At 71.7% G+C, this 14,835-nt stretch carries 13 protein-coding genes; 11 read left to right on the forward strand and 2 right to left on the reverse strand.

Going from position 1 to position 14,835, the window contains the following annotated elements; genetic code table 11:
* Positions 1–25 precede the first annotated feature (25 nt).
* Both OG798_RS29105 and OG798_RS29110 read right to left on the reverse strand, forming a co-directional pair.
* On the reverse strand, positions 26–1,240 hold the full coding sequence (locus OG798_RS29105) for a pyridoxal phosphate-dependent aminotransferase (RefSeq protein ID WP_267062436.1): 1,215 nt from the start codon (positions 1,238–1,240) through the stop codon (positions 26–28).
* A gap of 116 nt (positions 1,241–1,356) precedes the next feature.
* The gene (locus OG798_RS29110) at positions 1,357–3,408 is read right to left on the reverse strand and encodes a fibronectin type III domain-containing protein (RefSeq protein ID WP_328757922.1); all 2,052 of its coding nucleotides are present in this window, start codon (positions 3,406–3,408) and stop codon (positions 1,357–1,359) included.
* Positions 3,409–3,676: 268 nt separating this feature from the next.
* Between OG798_RS29110 and OG798_RS29115 the strand changes: the two genes are divergently transcribed.
* From OG798_RS29115 to kynU, 11 genes are all read left to right on the forward strand, one after another.
* Complete coding sequence (locus OG798_RS29115) at positions 3,677–4,003, forward strand: hypothetical protein (RefSeq protein ID WP_179857090.1); 327 nt, start codon at positions 3,677–3,679, stop codon at positions 4,001–4,003.
* Positions 4,004–4,396: 393 nt separating this feature from the next.
* Positions 4,397–4,918: a DUF2617 family protein gene (locus tag OG798_RS29120; RefSeq protein ID WP_095853465.1), complete on the forward strand. Its 522-nt coding sequence runs from the start codon at positions 4,397–4,399 to the stop codon at positions 4,916–4,918.
* 145 nt (positions 4,919–5,063) lie between these two features.
* On the forward strand, positions 5,064–6,707 hold the full coding sequence (locus OG798_RS29125) for a polyamine aminopropyltransferase (protein WP_328757923.1): 1,644 nt from the start codon (positions 5,064–5,066) through the stop codon (positions 6,705–6,707).
* A 68-nt stretch (positions 6,708–6,775) separates the two neighbouring features.
* On the forward strand, positions 6,776–7,564 hold the full coding sequence (locus OG798_RS29130) for an SRPBCC domain-containing protein (RefSeq protein ID WP_328757924.1): 789 nt from the start codon (positions 6,776–6,778) through the stop codon (positions 7,562–7,564).
* A 162-nt stretch (positions 7,565–7,726) separates the two neighbouring features.
* On the forward strand, positions 7,727–8,515 hold the full coding sequence (locus tag OG798_RS29135; RefSeq protein ID WP_121415491.1) for an aldose epimerase family protein: 789 nt from the start codon (positions 7,727–7,729) through the stop codon (positions 8,513–8,515).
* A 10-nt stretch (positions 8,516–8,525) separates the two neighbouring features.
* Positions 8,526–9,074, forward strand: a complete 549-nt coding sequence (pyrE, locus tag OG798_RS29140) for an orotate phosphoribosyltransferase (RefSeq protein ID WP_075033060.1) — start codon at positions 8,526–8,528, stop codon at positions 9,072–9,074.
* 184 nt (positions 9,075–9,258) lie between these two features.
* Positions 9,259–10,281: a class II fructose-bisphosphate aldolase gene (gene fbaA / locus OG798_RS29145; protein WP_060901612.1), complete on the forward strand. Its 1,023-nt coding sequence runs from the start codon at positions 9,259–9,261 to the stop codon at positions 10,279–10,281.
* Between the two features lie 105 nt (positions 10,282–10,386).
* Complete coding sequence (locus OG798_RS29150) at positions 10,387–11,904, forward strand: MFS transporter (protein WP_267062439.1); 1,518 nt, start codon at positions 10,387–10,389, stop codon at positions 11,902–11,904.
* 101 nt (positions 11,905–12,005) lie between these two features.
* On the forward strand, positions 12,006–12,419 hold the full coding sequence (locus OG798_RS29155) for a DUF3151 domain-containing protein (RefSeq protein WP_095853459.1): 414 nt from the start codon (positions 12,006–12,008) through the stop codon (positions 12,417–12,419).
* Between the two features lie 216 nt (positions 12,420–12,635).
* Positions 12,636–13,484, forward strand: coding sequence for a tryptophan 2,3-dioxygenase family protein (locus OG798_RS29160; RefSeq protein ID WP_095853458.1), 849 nt, complete (start codon positions 12,636–12,638; stop codon positions 13,482–13,484).
* Complete coding sequence (gene kynU / locus OG798_RS29165) at positions 13,477–14,712, forward strand: kynureninase (RefSeq protein ID WP_097225248.1); 1,236 nt, start codon at positions 13,477–13,479, stop codon at positions 14,710–14,712. The genes OG798_RS29160 and kynU overlap by 8 nt, the downstream gene beginning before the upstream one ends.
* Positions 14,713–14,835: the final 123 nt, after the last annotated feature.

A 14,835-nucleotide genomic window follows, 5' to 3' on the forward strand; every position in this document is an offset into this window, starting at 1 on the left:
GTCCCCACCGGCCCGGGCCCCCGTGCTACCAGGCCGCCTTGAGCCGCTTCGCCGCCTCCTCCAGCACCTCGGTCCGCTTGCAGAACGCGAACCGCACGAAGGGTGCGCCCGCCTCCCGGTGGTCGTAGAAGACCGCGTTCGGGATGGCGACGACCCCGGCGCGCTCCGGGAGCGCGCGGCAGAAGGCGAAGCCGTCGGACTCGCCGAGGGGCCGGATGTCGGTGGTGATGAAGTACGTGCCCGCCGGCTGGAAGACCTTGAACCCCGCCTCCGTGAGTCCGGTCGCCAGCACGTCCCGCTTGGCCAGCATGTCCGCACGGAACGCCGCGAAGTACGTGTCCGGCAGCGCCAGCGCCTCGGCCACGGCGTACTGGAACGGCCCCGACGCCACGTACGTCAGGAACTGCTTGGCCGACCGTACGGCGGTGACGAGGTCCGGCGTGCCCGTCACCCAGCCCACCTTCCACCCCGTGAAGGAGAAGGTCTTTCCCGCGCTGCCGATGGTGACCGTCCGCTCCCGCATCCCCGGGAAGGACGCCAGCGGCAGGTGCTCGGCCTCGTCGAACACCAGGTGCTCGTACACCTCGTCCGTGATGACGAGGAGATCCCGCTCGACGGCGAGCTTCGCGATCTCCCCGAGCTCCTCGCGGGTCAGGACGGTGCCGGTCGGGTTGTGCGGGGTGTTGACGAGCAGCAGCCGGGTGTTGTCGGTGACCGCGTCGCGCAGCTCGTCGAGGTCGAGCCTGAAGCGCCGGTGGGTGACTCCGGCGCGGGTCTCCTCGTGCGGGCGCAGGGTGACCGGGATCCTGGTCCCGCCCGCCATCGCGATGCTGGCCGCGTACGAGTCGTAGTACGGCTCCAGGGCGATGACCTCGTCACCGGGCTCGACCAGCGCGAGCAGCGACGCCGCGATGGCCTCCGTGGCACCGGCCGTGACGAGCACCTCGCGGTCCGGGTCGTACGCCAGTCCGTACCGGTGCTTCTGGTGCGCGGCGATCGCCGTACGCAGCTCGGGCACGCCGGGGCCCGGCGGGTACTGGTTGCCGCGCCCGTCGCGCAGCGCCCGTACGGCCGCTTCCCTGATCTCCTCGGGCCCGTCCGTGTCGGGGAAGCCCTGGCCCAGGTTGATCGACCCGGTACTCAGGGCCAGGGCCGACATCTCGGCGAAGATCGTCGTGCCGAACTCGGCGAGTCGGCGGTTGAGGAGGGGGCGGCGGCCATTGGAGGTCATGCCGGTCATCCTGCGCCGAAGCTCTGAACTTCCTCAACTTACGTTCACGATTCGGTACCTGCTCAGAGGGGGTACCGAAGGCACCACCTCTGAGCGGGGGAAGAGCCATCCCTGGCCGTCCTGGACTAGACGCGGTCCTGGAAGACGCAGCCCCACACGTGTGTGCCCGCGACGCTGCCGTCGGCGCGCACCGCCTCCAGCGTGTAGAAGTACGTGGTCCCCTGCGCGGCCGTGGTGTCCGTGTAGGCACGGGTATCCGTCGGCAGCAGTCCGGCGTGCAGCGGCTCGTACGCCTGCGTGGCCGCGTTCCACCGGCTGATCCGGTAGCCCGCGACGGTGTCGCACTCGGCCGTCTTGGTGCACTCCCAGTTGATGGACGGCCCCTTCACGCCGGGTCCGCCGATCAGGGTGACGTAGCCCATGCTGCCGAGGTCCCAGTCCCGGGCGACCGTCACGGACGGCCGGACGTCCAGCTCGGTGGCCTCGACGACCGTGACCTTCGGGTCGCTCGGGAGCAGCGCATTGCCCCAGCGGTCCCTGGCGACGACCGAGTACACGTACGTCTCGCCGTCCGGCACGTCGCCGCACAGCACCGCGAGCGGGTCGCTCGTGCCCTCCCAGCAGGAGCTGGTGCCGAGCCATTTGACCGTGCCGTCCGCCTGCCGGGTGCCGTTCCGGACCACGTAGCTCTCGACGTCGTCGTCGGTCGAGGCCGCCCAGCTCACCAGCACGCCGTCGGCGCGCGGGGTGGCCTTCACGCCGGTGACCGGTCCGGGCGCGACGCGGTCGCCGGTGCGGACGACGTGCGGTGCGGACAGCGCCGACTCGTTGCCGGCCGGGTCCACCGCCACGACCGCGTACGTCACGTACGTGCCCGCGGGCATGCCCAGGTCGTAGCACTTTCCGTCGGCGCTGGTCTCGTCGCTCCCCTCGGCGCAGGTCACGCGGGTGAGCTCGGCCGGGTCGAGGGTTTTACCGGGCGAGCGGTAGACGTGGTAGGTCCCGCCGTTGTCGAAGTCCTCGTAGAAGCCGTCGGGCTGCTTCCAGTACACCTCGGTGGAGCCGGGGCGGACGACGGAGCCGAGGGAGGTCGGGGACTTCGGCGGCGTCCGGTCGACGCCGTCGCCGGTGACACCGGCGTACGCCGACGGGTTGCCGAGCGCGTCGAGGGCGCGGACCCGGTAGTACCGGGCGGTGTTCATGGGCGCGTCGGTGCGGTACGACGTCGTGGTCGTCGTGCCCAGCAGCGTGAACGGGCCGGCGGCCGCGGAGGCGGCGTACACCTCGTACTTCGCGGCGTCGGCGCCCCCATGCCAGGCCAGCGTGGCCCACCACGCGTCGCTGGTGACCGTGAGACCGGTCGGCGCCGCCGGGCCCGTGCGGTCCACGGTCACGGCGGTGGCGTCGGGGCTGCCGGCGGACTCGCGGCCCGCCTTGTCGACGGCGCGGACCTCGTACAGGAAGGTCTGGCCCGTGGCGGGCGTCGCGTCCACGAACGACGGGGAGGTGACCAGCGACGGGCCGCCGGCCTTCGCCCACTGGGTGGTGCTCAGCCGTCGGTGCACGCGGTAACCGGCGAGGTCCATCTCCTTGTTCGCGGCCCAGCGCAGCGTGGTCTTCGTGGTGTCCCGGTTGTACGCGGCGGTGAGGCCGGTCGGGGCGAGCGGATTGACCTTGTCGACGGCGGCCTCGGTGCGCGGGGCGTACGTGGACGCGGCGTTGGCGAGGCCGGTCCAGGCCACGTAGTCCACGCGGATCGTGTGCTTGCCGGCCGGGATGGTCAGGTCGACGGTCTTGCGGGCGGTGGTGGAGACGTTCTTCCACAGGTCGATCTTCCGCACGCCGTCGACGTAGACGCGCATGCCGTCCTGCGTGGCGGCGGAGAGCCGGAAGGGGCCGCCGGAGCCGAAGTCCCGGGTGAGGGACCAGCGGACGGAGAAGTTGTCCTCGGGCAGCGTGACGCCGGCCGGGTCGCCGTACCCGTAGTTCTCGCTGATGGCGGAGTCGCAGGCGGTCAGCTTCGGCGTGCCGCTGAAGGTGGAGTTGCCGAAGTACTGCGCCTTCCAGACAGGAGAGGTGCAGGTGACGGCCGCGGAGGCCGGGGAGGCGGTGATCAGGCCGCCGGTGGCGGCGAGGGTGGCCGTCGCGGCCAGCGCGGTCAGCCGGGTACGAGTCATCACAGAGAGTGGGGCCCCTTCCCGACCAATGGGAAACATGAGAAACAGATGAAACAGGTGGTGCCTGTGTGACTCATGAGGTGAGGGCAGGGTTGCCCCGCCTCCCACCTCTTTCACGGAAGTTTTCGACCCGGCGCTGACGCTGCTGAACCCTCTGAACTTCCTCAACTCGGCTTTGGCCGGTGAGACGCGAGGGCATCCCCCTGGCACGCAAGAAGCGAGGCGCCCACGGGGGGTCGCTTCGGGGGAACGAAAGGAGGGTGACGCCATGTTCATCGGCTTCATCCTGGCGGTCGTCTTCATCCTGTTCGTCGTGTCGCTGCGTGCCGCCGTCCGCGGCCGCAAGAAGGTCGGGCTCTCGAAGAGTTCGTCGGGTTCGGCGCGGGGCCGCCGCTCGCGGGGCAGGTCCTCGGACAGCTCAGGCAGCTGGTGGGCCGGCGGGGCCGGGGGAGCCGTGTCGTCCTGCGGCAGCGGTTCGTCCGGCGGGCACCACGGGGGGCACTCGTGCGGCGGGCACTCGTCGTGCGGGGGCGGCTCGTCCTGCGGAGGCGGGTCGTCGTGCGGGGGCGGCGGGGGGTGCGGCGGAGGCAGCTGAGCCTCGCCGGGGGTGTGGGGCGCGGAGTCGAGGGAGGGGCCTCTGCCGCGGGTCGGTGGGGGCTGGTCGCGCCCGCGCGGCGGAGCCGAAGATCTCACCGCCCCGCGCCCCTTATGGTGCGCCGGGGCGCTTCATTCCGCGCGCCCCGGCGCACGCCGTAGTTGAACAGTTGAACTGTGGAGCCCTCGGGGGGATGGAAACCCTACGAAGTTGGGTAAAAACGCTGTGGTGGCGCCACAGTTCATGATTCCCTCTAAAACACCAAAGCAGCCCTCGGATCGTCCCTTCCCCACAGGGCAGACCGGGCTGACCGGGCCGATCCCCCGGTACCGAGGTACCGACCGGGTGCGCCGGACCCCCACCTCCCTTTTTGCGTGCTAGCGGAGCCGACCCATGCTCACGACCCTGAACACTTCGTACACCGACACGCGCGCGGCCGATCTCGCCTGGGCCCTGGGGCGCGAACCGCTCCCCGCGCTCGCGACCCTCGACCTCGAACTCGACGGGGCGAGACTGCAGTTGCGGCTCCTCGGCGCGTCCCACCAGGTCCTCCTGGAGGAGGAGCGGGGCAGCTGTTCGGAAACCGTCGCGTGCATCGCCGGCAGCAGCACGCCGCTTCCGCTCGGGGTGGCCAAGCGGGTCGGCGACTGGGAGTACGAGTTCGCGGCGCGCGTCGAGACGCTCTCCTGCGGGTCCTTCGCGGGACGGGCGCAGGAGTTACTCGCCCTGGTCTCCGACCACCCCAACGGACTCGCCGGCGTCTTCCCCGGCAGCCCGCACGCCTTCACCGCGCTGCTCGCCCAGCGCCACGAGGGGCAGGTCCACTGGCGTACGTGGCACGCCTACCCGCAGGACGGCCAGCTGGTGGCGACACGCACCAGAGTGGGGGTACGGGTGACGGCGGGGGCGCTTTGAGGGGGGTGATGCTTCGGCTGCCGATTCGCCCGCCATTTCGGCTGCCGACGAACCCGTCATCAGCGCCGGACGCCACACATCGGGACGACACTTCCACACGTGTGGGTGACGAAGCGTCGTGGTGGCGTGACGTAGCGTTCCACGCGTGATCGAACCGCACGCGCCTGCTCCCCCCGGCGCGCCGCCGTCCTGGGGCGTCCAGGGCCAGGCGCGGCTGCCCGTCCGCCCGGGCATCGGGCGGTTCCTGGTCCTCGCGGGCGTGTTCGTCTGTGCGGCCTGTGGACTCGTGTACGAACTCGAACTCGTCGCCCTCGCCTCGTACCTGATCGGCGACTCGGTCACCCAGGCCTCCGTGGTCCTCTCCGTGATGGTCTTCGCCATGGGCATCGGCTCCCTCGCCGCGAAACGCCTGCGCCCCCGCGCCGCGGCCGGCTTCGGCGCCGTCGAGGCGGCGCTCGCCCTGATCGGCGGCTGCAGCGCGATGGCCCTGTACGCGGTGTTCGCGTGGACCGGCGACTGGGGCGGAGTGTGGACGAGCGGCTCCCGCTACCTCCTGGCGGCCTTCTCCCTCGCCATCGGCCTCCTCATCGGCGCCGAAGTCCCCCTCCTCATGGAGCTGATACAGCGCATCCGCCGCCAGGACCCGGGTGGTGCGGTGGCGGACCTCTTCGCGGCGGACTACGTCGGCGCCCTCGTCGGCGGCCTCGCCTTCCCCTTCCTCCTGCTCCCCCTCCTCGGGCAACTGGAGGGCGCGCTGCTCACCGGAACCGTGAACGCGCTGGCCGGCGGAGCCCTCGTACTGGGCCTGTTCCGCCGGGACTTGAGCCGGCGCGGACGCTGGTTCCTGCTCATCGCCAACATCCTGGTCCTCGCCCTGCTCGCCGCGGCCGCCGCCCACGTCGGCGACTTCGAACGCGCGGCCCGGCGCGCCGTCTACGGCAAGGACGTACGGGTCGCCCTGCAGACCGGTGTCCAGGAGGTCGTGCTCACCGGCGGCACGCACGGCCGCCCGCTCGACCTCTTCCTCGACGGACGCCTGCGGGTCAGCGGCCGCGACGAGCACCGCTACCACGAGGCGCTGGTCCACCCCGCGATGAACGGCCCGCACGCGCGCGTGCTCGTCCTCGGCGGCGGCGACGGACTCGCCACCCGCGAGGTACTGCGCGACCCGGGTGTGCGCCGCGTCGACGTGGTCGAACTCGACCCGGGGGTGCTGCGGTTGGCGCGCACCGACCCGGCTCTGTCGGCGCTCAACGGGCACGCGTTCGACGACCGGCGCGTGCACGTGTTCACCGCCGACGCCTTCGGCTGGCTGCGCGGGGCCACATCGACGTACGACGTGGTCATCTCGGATCTGCCCGACCCCGGGATCACGGCGAGCACCAAGCTGTACTCGCAGGAGTTCTACGGCCTGACGCGTCGCGTCCTCGCCCCCGGTGGCCGCCTGGCCGTCCACGCGGGCCCCGTCTCCTCCCGCCCCCGCGTCTTCTGGACGGTCGAGTCCACACTCCGGGCGGCCGGCCTGCGCACCGCCCCCTACTGCGTCGGCGGCCGGGACTCCAGTTTCGCGGCCGGCCCCGACCGCACGGCGGGCGCGTCGAGCGCCCCCCGCGACTGGGGCTTCATCCTCGCCTCCGTCACGGGCACGCCCCTGCGCCTCGCCCCGCACGGACCACGCCTGCGTACGCTCACGCAGCCGTCCCTCACCGCCGACGCTTACGCCGCCTGGCGTACCCGCGTAACCGGCCTGGCGCCCTCCACACTGGTCCATCCGCGCTACGCCGACTGAGACGGCGGACGGACGAATCCCCGGATACGAGGGTGCGGTGCGGGCCGTCCTGGGTAGGCTCGGCCGACATGGAGCATGAGGTGTTCGTTCCGGTTCAGGCCGAACGGCTGAGGGAGGCGCTGGCCGATCCCGTACGGGTGGCCCGGGCGGTCCCCGGACTCCAGCAGGACGCCGGGACGCCGCCCGTCTCCGGGCGCCTGAAAGTCCGCGTCGGCGGCCACACCATCACCTACCGGGGGACGGTCCGGGTCACCGCCCGGGAAGACGGTTCGTACGCCGTCGAGGGCGACGCCGCCGAGGCGCGCGGCCCCGGCACCGTGAAACTCGCCCTCGCCCTCACCCTCACCCCCTCCGACGGCGGCACGACCGTCACCATCACCGGAACCACCACCGCGGACGGCCGCGTGGCGGATCTCCCCCCGGACGCGGTCTCCGCGACCACGAACCGCCTGCTGAACCGGTTCGTCGAGAACTTGGCGGAGGCGCCGGAGACGCCACAGGGCGCGGCGGAACGCGAGCCGGAGCGGGAGCCGGAGAAGCCGGAGCCGGAAGCGGAGGTCGAGCCCGCCCCGGAGGCCGAGCCCTCCGCCCTCTTCGAGGAGGAGGAACAGGCCCCGCCCGCCCCGAGCCGTGTGAACAGGGAGGATGCCGTGGCCGAGGCGGCGCATGCGCGGCGGACGATGATCGGCCGCAGCGCGGAGGAGGTGGACCACGCCCCACCGCGTGGCCGCTACGCCCCCGTCCCGGCGCCGGAGACCGCCGACGCCCGCGCCACGCTCCGCTGGGCGGCCCCCGCCGCGGCCGTCGCCCTGGCCTCGGCCATCGCCGTCACCCGAGCCCTGCGCAAACGCCGCTGACCGAGCCCCGCGAGGGGCGCGGGGAACTGCGCGACCGGCCCCCACCGTCCCGCGGTCGACAACCCCACCCGGGGGACCCGGGGGCGGAGCCCCCGGGTTTGGGATGGGACGGGTAGGGGCGGCGGGGGCGAACAAAGAATCCGGCCCAGTAGGGTCAACTCCGTGAGTAACGAAGACATCACGCTGACCGCGGGCGACGCGGAAGTGACCGTCACACCCGGCAACGGCGGACGGATCGGCAGTCTACGAATCGGCGACGCCGAACTACTGCGCCAGGGCCAGAAGTTCGGCTGTTTCCCGATGGTCCCGTGGTGCGGAAGAATCCGCGACGGCCGCTTCCTGGACGGCGCCACCATCCAGCAGATGCCGCTCAACGCCCCACCGCACGCCATCCACGGCACCGCCCGGGACGGCGCCTGGCGCACCGCCCGCGCCGGCAAGTCCGAGGCCGTGATCACGTACGACCTCGTGGCCCCCTGGCCCCACCCCGGCCGCGTCACCCAGCTCTTCACCCTGACCGAGGACGCCTTCACGGTCACCATGTCCGTGGAGACGTACGAGGACTCGTTCCCCGCCCAGGTCGGCTGGCACCCGTGGTTCAACAGGAACCTCGGCCGAGAAGACGTCCAGGTCGACTTCACCCCGGCCTGGCAGGAGGAACGCGGCGCGGACCACCTGCCCACCGGCCACCGCATCGAGCCGAAGCCCAGCCCCTGGGACGACTGCTTCGGCATGCCCGACGGCGTCGACGTCACGCTCACCTGGCCGGGGCAGCTGGAGCTGAAGGTCGCCAGCAGGGAGGAGTGGGTGGTGGTGTACGACGAGCAGGAGGCCGCCGTCTGCGTCGAGCCGCAGACCGGCCCGCCCAACGGGCTGAACACCCACCCGCGCCTGGTCACCCCCATCGACCCCCTCGAGGCGACCATGACCTGGAGCTGGCGGCGCCTCTAAGCTGGCGGACATGAGTGACGTACGCGGCGCGCTGCTGCAGCAGATCAAGGACAAGGCCGTGGTGCACGGCAAGGTGACCCTTTCGTCGGGCAAGGAAGCCGACTACTACATCGACCTTCGCCGGATCACGCTCGACGGTGTGGCCGCACCGCTGGTCGGTCAGGTCATGCTCGACCTGACCGACGAACTCGACTACGAGGCCGTCGGCGGTCTGACCCTCGGAGCGGACCCGGTCGCGACCGCGATGCTGCACGCCTCCGCCGCGCGCGGGAAGACGCTGGACGCCTTTGTCGTGCGCAAGGCCGGCAAGGCCCACGGCCTCCAGCGTCGCATCGAGGGTGCCGAGGTCAAGGGGCGCCGTGTCCTGGCGGTCGAGGACACCTCGACCACCGGTGGCTCGGTGCTGACCGCGGTGGAGGCGCTGCGCGAAGCCGGTGCCGAGGTCGTCGCCGTGGCCACGATCGTGGACCGGGACACCGGTGCCGCAGAGGCCGTCGCCGAGAAGGCTGGAGTGCCGTACCTCTTCGCCTACTCCAAGACGGATCTCGGCCTGGACTAGACGCCGACACGGGACCCCGCGGAATTCGGGGTCCCGTATCCCGGACAGGGTGTCTGGAGCATCCGGTCAAGTCTGGAAAGATGGGGACGACGATGACGTCGCCCCCCTAGGTCAGGGCCGTAAGCACCAGTCCCGTCGTGCCGCAGCAGCGGTACGCAGACCCGCACATACAAGGAGCGGACAGATGCCCATCGCAACCCCCGAGGTCTACAACGAGATGCTCGACCGGGCGAAGGCAGGCAAGTTCGCCTACCCGGCCATCAACGTGACCTCCTCCCAGACGCTGCACGCTGCACTGCGCGGCTTCGCGGAGGCGGAGAGCGACGGCATCATCCAGATGTCCACCGGTGGTGCGGAGTTCCTCGGCGGCCAGCACAAGAAGGACATGGTGACCGGCGCCGTCGCGCTCGCCGAGTTCGCGCACATCGTCGCCGCCAAGTACGACATCACCGTCGCGCTGCACACGGACCACTGTCCCAAGGACAAGCTGGATACGTACGTCCGTCCGCTCCTCGACATCTCCGCCGAGCGCGTCGCCAAGGGCGAGAACCCGCTGTTCCAGTCGCACATGTGGGACGGCTCCGCCGAGACCCTCGCCGACAACCTGGCCATCGCCCAGGAGCTGCTCGCCAAGGCCGCCGCCGCGAAGATCATCCTCGAGGTCGAGATCACCCCGACCGGCGGTGAGGAGGACGGCGTCAGCCACGAGATCAACGACTCCCTCTACACCACCGTCGACGACGCGCTGCGCACCGCCGAGGCCCTCGGCCTGGGTGAGAAGGGCCGCTACCTGCTGGCCGCGTCCTTCGGCAACGTGCACGGCGTCTACAAGCCGGGCAACGTCGTCCTGCGCCCCGACCTCCTGAAGGAGCTGAACGACGGCGTCGCCGCCAAGTACGGCAAGCCGTCCCCGTTCGACTTCGTCTTCCACGGCGGCTCCGGCTCCACGGCCGAGGAGATCGCCACCGCGCTGGAGAACGGTGTCGTGAAGATGAACCTCGACACCGACACCCAGTACGCCTTCACGCGCCCCGTCGCGGACCACATGTTCAAGAACTACGACGGTGTCCTGAAGGTCGACGGCGAGGTCGGCTCCAAGAAGACCTACGACCCGCGCACCTGGGGCAAGCTCGCCGAGGCGGGCATGGCGGGGCGTGTGACCGAGGCGTGCGAGATGCTGCGCTCCGCGGGCAACAAGCTCAAGTAGTCACCCGGGTTTCCCCGGTCGGTACCCGGGTTCCCCTGGTTCGGACCGTACGAGAAAGGGCTCGGCACCGCCCACGGTGCCGGGCCCTTCCGTATGCTCCGAAGTATGGCTGTGCCTCTGGAGAAGACATCGGGTGAGGGAGCGGGACCGGGTCCCGATGTGCGGATCTCCAGTCCCACCGGCAAGTGGATCCTGCTGACCACCGTCCTCGGCTCCAGCATGGCCATGCTGGACTCGACGGTCGTCAACGTCGCGCTGCCCACGATCGGCCGTGACCTGGGCACGGGCCTCGCGGCACTCCAGTGGACCGTGAACGCGTACATGCTGACCCTCGCGGGCCTGATCCTGCTCGGCGGGTCGCTCGGCGACCGCTTCGGACGGCGCAAGATCTTCGTCCTCGGTGTGGTGTGGTTCGCCTCCGCCTCGCTGCTGTGCGGCCTCGCGCCGACCGGGGGCGTACTGATCGCGGCCCGCGCCCTGCAGGGAATCGGCGGAGCCCTGCTCACCCCCGGTTCGCTCGCGATCATCCAGGCGTCCTTCCACCCCGACGACCGGGCCAGGGCCGTCGGCCTGTGGTCGGGTTTCGGCGGCGTCGGCGCGGCGGTCGGCCCGTTCCTGGGCGGCTGGCTGGTGGACGGTCCCGGCTGGCGCTGGGTCTTCCTGCTCAACGTTCCGGTGGCGCTGATCTGCGTCCCCATCGCCGTGCGCCACGTCCCCGAGTCGTCCGACGGACGTGCGCACGGCCGGGGCTTCGACGTCCTCGGCGCCGCCCTCGGCGCCCTGGCGCTCGCCCTGGTGACGTACGCCCTGATCGAGGCCACGAGCGGTTCCGTACTGGTCTGGGTGTCGGCGGCCGGGGGCGTGGCGGCCGGCGTGGCCTTCGTGTACGTCGAGCGGCGCCGACCCGACCCGATGATGCCGCCGGACATCTTCTCGTCGCGGCAGTTCACGGCCGTCAACCTCGTCACGCTGTGCGTGTACGCAGCCTTCGGCGGCTTCTTCTTCCTGACCGCGCTCCAGCTCCAGGTCGTGGCGGGCTACTCGGCCCTGGGAGCCGGTACGGCACTGCTGCCGACGACCGTCCTGATGCTGCTCTTCTCCGCCCGCTCCGGCGAGCTCGCCCAGCGCATCGGCCCGCGCATCCCGCTCACCGTCGGCCCGCTGCTGTGCGCGACGGGCATGCTGCTCATGCTGCGGGTGGGCCCGCACGCCTCGTACCTCGGCGATGTGCTTCCCGCGCTGGTGGTGATGGGCGCGGGCATGGTGACCCTGGTCGCGCCCCTGACCGCGACCGTCCTCGCCTCCGTGGACGCCGGGCGGGCGGGCCTGGCGAGCGGGATCAACAACGCGGCGGCCCGCGCGGCCGGACTGATCGCGGTGGCCGCGCTGCCCCTGCTGACCGGGATGGGCCCAGAGGCGTACCGCTCGGCGGACGCCTTCAACGCCGCCTTCCGGCGTGCGATGCCCCTGTGCGCCGGGGTGCTGGTCGTCGGGGCGGTGCTGGCCTTCGCCACCGTGCGCCGCCCGGCTCCCGACTGCCGGCGCCCCCAGTGCCGTACGCACAGCTGTGTGACGGCCCCGCCACTGGAACCTTCGAGGTCGCGCCCGCCCCAGCCCCGGTGAGACCGGAAGGCGGGGCCGCCCGTCGTGGCTCCGGGGCGGCTGCCCGGGCGCCGGGTACCCCGTACGGCACGACCCCCGGAGGGTGCCGCAGACTGGAAGGTATGACGATTCACGAGAACCTCCTCGGGGGCCCGCCCCCGACTCACCTCCCCGACGACCCGGAGCCGCGCGAGCTCCTCGCGAACGGCACGGCGCCCGCCGATGTCGCCGCCAAGTACCCCACCTCCTCGCTCGCCTGGGCCCAGCTGGCCGACGACGCGTTCGAGCGGGGCAGTGTCGTCGAGTCGTACGCGTACGCCCGAACGGGCTACCACCGGGGCCTGGACTCCCTGCGCCGCAACGGCTGGAAGGGCCACGGCCCGGTGCCCTGGGAGCACGAGCCGAACCGCGGCTTCCTGCGCGCCCTGCACGGCCTCGCCCGCGCCGCGCAGGCGATCGGCGAGCAGGAGGAGTACGAGCGCTGCAGCCAGTTCCTGAAGGACTCCTCGCCGACGGCGGCGCAGACGCTGGGCTGAGTCCTCCCCGGGGGTGACCGAGCCCTCCCAGGGTGTACCCGTCGTGTAGCCCTCCGGGTGTACTCGCAGGTCGTACGGGTCCGCCTGGTCGATGTGACCGGGCGGACCTTGCGGTTTCGGGTGACGATTGTGGAGGATGCCCGGTGGGGACCGGGGCCCCCGTGTCGAAAACGGCAGGGGCGGACCGCTACCCGGAGTACGCATCAGGAGACAGCGATGTCGTCCCAGCAGGCTCGGCCCGTCGAGGCCCAGGAGCCCGAGACCCCGCATCTCGACTTCCAAGGAACGACCCCGTACGAGGACTATGTCCAGGCGGACGTTCTGACCCACCTCCAGCACACCCTCTCCGACGACCCCGGAGAGATGGTCTTCCTGGTCACCACCCAGGTCATGGAGCTGTGGTTCACGGTCATCGTCCACGAGTGGGAGACCGCGGCGAACGCGCTCCGCGAGGACCGCGTGCCGGTCGCGGTGGCCGCGCTGAAGCGGTCCGTACGGGAGCTGGAGGCGCTGAACGCCTCCTGGCGGCCCCTCGCCCAGCTCACCCCCGCCCAGTTCAACTCGTACCGCTCGGCCCTCGGCGAGGGCTCCGGCTTCCAGTCCGCGATGTACCGCCGGATGGAGTTCCTGCTCGGCGAGAAGTCCGCGTCCATGCTGGTCCCGCACCGGGGCGCGCCGCGCGTGCACGCGGAACTGGAGAAGGCACTGCACGAACCGAGCCTCTACGACGAGGTCCTGAGGCTGCTCGCGCGCCGCGGCCACGCGGTCCCCAAGTCCGTGCTGGTCCGGGACGTGTCCCGGCGCTACGAGTCCTCGCCGGAGGTGGAGGCGGTGTGGACGGCCCTGTACGCGGGCGACGAGCACGACGAACTCGCCCGCCTCGGTGAGGCGTTGACGGACGTCGCCGAACTGGTGTGGCGATGGCGCAACGACCACCTTGTCGCGACGCGCCGCGCGATGGGCGCGAAGACGGGCACGGGCGGCTCCGCCGGGGTGGCCTGGCTGGAGAAGCGGGCGCAGAAGAACGTGTTCCCCGAGCTGTGGACGGCGAGGTCTCATGTCTGAGCGGTCTGAACTGCGGTCCGAACTGCGTTCTGAGCTGGGTGTCAGGGCCGCCGAGCTGGACGCCTCCGACGAACTCGCCAAACTGCGCGCGCAGTTCGTCCTGGATGACGTGGTGTACCTCGACGGGAACTCACTCGGCGCGCTCCCGGCGTCGGTCCCTGGCCGAGTCGACGACGTCGTACGCCGCCAGTGGGGTGAAATGCGCATCCGCTCCTGGGAGGAGAGCGGCTGGTGGACGGCGCCGGAACGGATCGGCGACCGCATCGCGCCGCTGGTCGGAGCGGCCCCCGGCCAGATCGTGGTGGGCGACTCCACGAGCGTGAACGTCTTCAAGGCCCTGGTGGGAGCGGTCCGCCTGGCCGCGCTGACCTCCGACGGGCGTGACGAGATCATCGTCGACGCGACGACGTTCCCGACGGACGGCTACATCGCGGCGTCCGCGGCCCGCCTGACCGGCTGCGAACTGCGCCCCGTGGAACCGGCGGACGTTCCGTCGGCGGTGGGCCCCCGCACGGCGGCGGTGTTGCTGAACCACGTCGACTACCGCACCGGCCGTCTGCACGACCTCCCGGCCCTCACGTCCGCGATCCACGACGCGGGCGCCCTGGCGGTCTGGGACCTGTGCCACAGCGCCGGGGCACTGCCGGTGGACCTCGACGCCCACGGGGTCGACCTGGCCGTCGGCTGCACATACAAGTACCTGAACGGAGGCCCGGGCTCCCCCGCGTACCTCTACGTCCGTTCCTCCCTCCAGCCCCGTTTCGACTCCCCGCTCCCCGGCTGGAACTCCCACGCCGATCCCTTCGGCATGAGCCCCGCCTACGAACCGGCCCCGGGCGCCCTGCGGGGCCGCGTCGGCACCCCGGACATCCTCTCCATGCTGGCCCTGGAGGCCGCGCTGGAGGTGTGGGAGGGCGTCTCGATCGACTCCGTCCGCACCAAGTCCCTGGCCCTGACCGACTTCTTCCTGGAATGCGTCGAGGCGTACGTCCCCCGGGGTCGCGTCGAGTCCCTGACCCCCTCCCACCACGCCGAACGCGGCAGCCAGGTCGCCCTGCGCTGCGCGGACGCGGGCGAGGTGATGAAGCGCCTGATCGAACGGGGCGTCGTGGGCGACTTCCGCCACCCCGACGTCCTCCGCTTCGGCTTCACCCCCCTGTACGTGGGTTTCGGGGACGCGGAACGGGCGGCGCGGGTGCTGGGGGAGACGGTGAGCCAGGGGGCGTAGCCCGGCGATCCATGTCGGCCGCGGTGGTTCGGGTGCGGGCCGGTGGGGGCCGATCGCGCAGTTCCCCGCGCCCCCAAAAGCCTCGGGCCGTCCGGCGTTCGAGGGACGAGGCCGGAGGCCCCA

It is taken from the genome of Streptomyces sp. NBC_00271 (assembly GCF_036178845.1).
Classification (GTDB): Bacteria; Actinomycetota; Actinomycetes; order Streptomycetales; family Streptomycetaceae; genus Streptomyces.